The organism is Micromonospora sp. PTRAS2 (assembly GCF_054052245.1).
Genome location: NZ_JBSWBU010000057.1, coordinates 1 through 668 on the forward strand (window position 1 = coordinate 1; position 668 = coordinate 668).

General features: G+C 63.8%; 1 protein-coding gene. It reads right to left on the reverse strand.

Annotation, left to right across the window (positions count from 1 at the left end):
- Nucleotides 1-668: sulfate adenylyltransferase subunit CysD (gene cysD, locus ACVMYR_RS33135; protein WP_457123705.1), on the reverse strand; the 668-nt coding region annotated here is incomplete at both ends.

Genomic DNA, 668 nt, shown 5'->3' on the forward strand with positions numbered 1-668 from the left:
CTCACCCGCCCGCGGGGTGAAGAACTCGTTCACCGCATACAACATGCCGTCCCGCTCCACCACCTCACGCTCGTGCGCGAAGTAGATCGACGGCAACGGAATCCGCTCCCGGGCGATGTAGTGCCACACATCCAACTCGGTCCAGTTCGACAACGGGAACACCCGGATCGACTCACCCGGATGATGCCGACCGTTGTACAACGACCACAACTCCGGCCGCTGGTTCTTCGGATCCCACTGCCCGAACTCGTCCCGGAACGAGAACACCCGCTCCTTCGCCCGCGCCTTCTCCTCATCCCGCCGCGCCCCACCGAACAGCGCATCGAACCGGTGCTTCTCCACCGCGTCCAACAACACCGGCGTCTGGATCCGGTTACGCATCCCGTCCCCGGACTCCCGCACCAACCCCCGCGTCAACGCCTCCGGCACCGACGCCACGATCAACTGCAACCCCAACTCCGCCACCCGACGATCCCGATACTCCAGAACCTCGGGAAAGTTGTGCCCCGTATCCACATGCATCACCGGAAACGGCACACTCGCCGGCGCAAACGCCTTCTGCGCCAACCGCAACATCACGATCGAATCCTTACCACCCGAGAAGAGCAGCACCGGCCGCTCCATCTCCGCAACCACCTCACGCATCACGAAGATGCTCTCCGCCTCCA